Annotated in this window: 2 protein-coding genes; both read left to right on the top strand. The window is 75.9% G+C overall.

Annotated elements, in window-relative coordinates:
• The first annotated feature begins 515 nt into the window (after positions 1-515).
• Entirely contained in the window at positions 516-1,244 is a 729-nt protein-coding gene (locus G3I42_RS35160; RefSeq protein WP_203607751.1) for a class I SAM-dependent methyltransferase, read from the top strand.
• Positions 1,245-1,552: 308 nt separating this feature from the next.
• Positions 1,553-3,085, top strand: coding sequence for a C40 family peptidase (locus G3I42_RS35165; protein ID WP_164291711.1), 1,533 nt, complete (start codon positions 1,553-1,555; stop codon positions 3,083-3,085).
• Positions 3,086-3,578 lie beyond the last annotated feature (493 nt).

Here is a 3,578-nt window from a genome sequence, read left to right on the forward strand (position 1 = left end):
GGCCCGCCTGCGCGGCGAGCCGGCCGGTACCGGTCCTCCCGCCGGGGGCGGTCGGCCGGAGCCTCGACACGTACTGGCTCACGGGGCGGTCCTCCTTGCGGCGTGCGGTCGGCTGCGGCTGGCGTACGGGTACGGGGCGCGCCTCCCCACGCCGTAGGGGGCCGCCTCGCGGGCTCGCGCCCCGGTCCGGCTCGCGCGTCCCACGCGATACGGGCGGAGTGAGGCCCTCAAGCGGGAACACCGGAGGCCGGGAGTCCATTTCCGTCGCGGCGACAGCGGCCGTTTCTTTACCCAACCCTGACCGCGCGGTGATGAACCTTGACGTTCCGTGACCGCACGGGCACCTTCGCCCGCCCCCGCGCCTCCCTGCTCCCCGTACCCTCGTACCCATGAATCCGCGCCCGTCCCCCGCCCGCCCGGTGGGCACGGAGCCCCGCCGTCCGGCGGTGCCGGGGACGCGCCGCCCGGTGGGCACGGTGACGCGCGGTACGACGAACCCGAACCGGCTGCGCCGCATGGACCGCTGGATCGCGCGCACGCACGGCCCCGCGCTGCGCCGCGCCACCTCCCCCGTCGCCGTCGACCTCGGCTACGGGGCCGCGCCGTGGACGGCGGTCGAACTGCTCGGGCGGCTGCGCGCGGCGGCGCCCGGGGTGCGCGTGTACGGGGTCGAGATCGAGCCCGCGCGGGTGGCGGCGGCGGCCCCGTACCGGCGCGAGGGGCTCGACTTCCTGCACGGCGGCTTCGAGGTGCCGCTTCCCGCGGACGCCCGGCCGCTGCTGATCCGGGCGGCGAACGTGCTGCGGCAGTACGACGAGGACGAGGTCGCCGGGGTCTGGGAGCGGCTGTGCGCGCGGCTCGCGCCCGGCGGGCTGCTCGTCGAGGGGACGTGCGACGAGATCGGGCGGCGCCACGTGTGGATCGCGCTCGGCCCCGAGGGCCCCCGCACCGTCACCTTCGCGGCCCGCCTCGCGAGCCTGGACCGCCCCTCCGACCTCGCCGAACGCCTCCCGAAAGCCCTCATCCACCGCAACGTCCCCGGCGAACCGGTCCACGCCTTCCTGCGCGACGCCGACCGCGCCTGGGCGGCGGCGGCCCCGTACGCGGCGTACGGCGCGCGGCAGCGCTGGACGGAGACGGCACGGACCCTGCGGGCGGCGGGGTGGCCGCTGGTGGGGCGTGAGGAGTTGTGGCGGGAGGGGGAAGTGACGGTGGAGTGGGGGGCGGTGGCGCCGAAGGGGTAGGGGGATCGGCAGTCGGGGACGGGGGCACCGGCGGGGGTGGTCGGGAGCGGCGCGCCTCGTGGGAACGATGCGGTCCGCCTGTTCGTCCGAGAGTTCGACGGGCCCACGTGCGGGGAAGTGTGGGACGGGGCGGGGGATCGGCCGGGGGACCCGGTGGACCGGCGGGATTCACAGGAAACCGGCGCTCCGTGCCTCTGTCGCCACACGGGGGCGGCATGGCACCATCCGTGGGGGTTACCTGCGGTAAGGGGACCTTTGACGGCCGGTGGTGCGGACAGACGGGACCGAGGGATCAGGGGGCGGGGACGTTGAACCGTGACGCGAGCGCGGCACAGGACCGGGCGCGGGACGAGGCCCCGGCCCGGTCCGTACGGACGGCAGCGCGGGCGCCGAGGTCCGTACGGACGGCAGCGCGGGCGCCGCGTGCCCGGCGGGGCGGGCGCCGGCTGCTGCTCAGCGCGCTCGCCGTCGTCTGCGCCGCGCTCGCCTTCTCCGCCCCCGGCTCCGCCTTCGCGGCCCCGCTCCCCGAGCCCGGCTCGGAGGGCGTCACGAGCAAGTCCCCCGGCAAGGAGCTGAGCAACGCCGAGCTGGAGGCCGTACGGGCCCGTATCGACGCCCTCTACGCCGAGGCGGGCAAGGCCACCGACGCGTACAACGCCGCCGAGGAGAAGCGCTCCGAGCAGTCCGACAAGGTCGAGGCGCTCACCGACCAGGTCGTACGGGGCGAACAACGCCTCGCCGACCTGCGCGAACGCCTCGCCGCCGCCGCGATCGCCCAGTACCGCGACCAGGGCGGCGGCCTCTCCGTGCAGCAGCGCCTCCTCCTCAGCGACGACCCCGACGACTTCCTCCGCGCCGCCGAACTCGCCAAGCAGGGCAACAAGGGCAGCGCCATCCTGCTCGACCAGGTCCGCGAGACGCAGCGCGCGCTGACGCGCGACAAGAAGAACGCGACCACCTCGCTCCACCGCCTCGAAAAGGCCGAGAAGGACAAGGACAAGGCGCGCGGGGAGGTCCGCGAGGAGATCAAGGCCGCCAAGCTCCTCGAATCCCGGCTGGAGGAGAAGGAGCGGCAGCGGTTGCGCGCCCTGGAGAAGGCGGAGGCCGAGCGCGCGCAGGCCCGTCTGCTCGCCACGGGCGTCCTCCCCGACGCGGGCGCGGGCACGGGCACCGGCACGGGCGCGGACCAGCACGTCGGTACGGCCACGGGCGCGAGCGAACAGGGCGCGAAGGCCGTCGCCTTCGCAACGGCCCAGCTCGGCAAGCCCTACGTGTGGGCCGCCGAGGGCCCCGACTCCTTCGACTGCTCGGGGCTCACCTCGCAGGCGTGGGCGGCGGCGGGCCGCATCATCCCGCGCACCTCGCAGGAGCAGTGGCGGCAGCTCCAGCACGTATCGCTGAGCGAGCTGCGCCCCGGTGACCTGGTCATCTACCACTCCGACGCGAGCCATGTCGGCATCTACATCGGCAAGGGCGACATCATCCACGCCCCCCGCCCGGGCCGCTCGGTCACCGTCGCGGGCGTCGGCTCCATGCAGATCCTCGGCGCGGTCCGCCCGGACCCGGAGGCCGCGACGAAGCCGCAGGACGAGGCGGGGTCGAAGGCGGGGACGGAGTCGAAGGCGCGGTCGCAGTCGAAGGCGCGGTCGCACGCGAAGAAGGACGGGGAGAAGGGCGCGGGCAAGGGCGCCGAGCGCGGCCCGAAGGACGACTCCGGGCGCGACGCGAAGCGAGACACGAAGCGCGCCACGACCCCCGGCACGAAGCGCGACGCGGCCGGCACCCCCGCGCACGACGCCGACAGGACCACCAAGGCGGACAAAACGGCCGCCAAGGGCTGACCTGACCCCGCGTGACCCACGCCACGAACTCCCCGCCGGTTGCACGCTCGCGGCGTGACCTTCGTCATCCCGCCCCCGGTCGGCTCGTCCACAAATGGCCTGCTGGGGGCGGCATATGCCGCCGTTCCGCGCCCGCCCGGCATTCCGTTCGCGGCGCGCCGCCCGCTAGGGTCCCCGTCGGTGGGGCGCCGTTCGGCGTCCCGTCGCGGCCTCGGAGGGAGGCGAACGAAGCTGATGCCCGTACCCGGGAACGGAAACCGGCCAGGACCGGTCCAGGCGCCGTCGTCCACGGCTCCCCGCACGCACCCCGCCCCGGTCACCCTGGGTGACCAGCCCCGCGTGGAGCACCTCGGCGCGGGCCTGCTCGCCCACGGCACGGGCCTCGCCGTCACCCCCGTACCGCCGGCCGGCGACACGCTGCCCGAGCCGGGCGAGGGCGAGGGCCCCGGAAAACCGGACCCGCGCGACGGAGCCGCGCGCCGCGGGACCCCGC

Origin of the sequence: Streptomyces sp. SID11385, assembly GCF_010548245.1 — a bacterium.
Classification (GTDB): Bacteria; Actinomycetota; Actinomycetes; order Streptomycetales; family Streptomycetaceae; genus Streptomyces.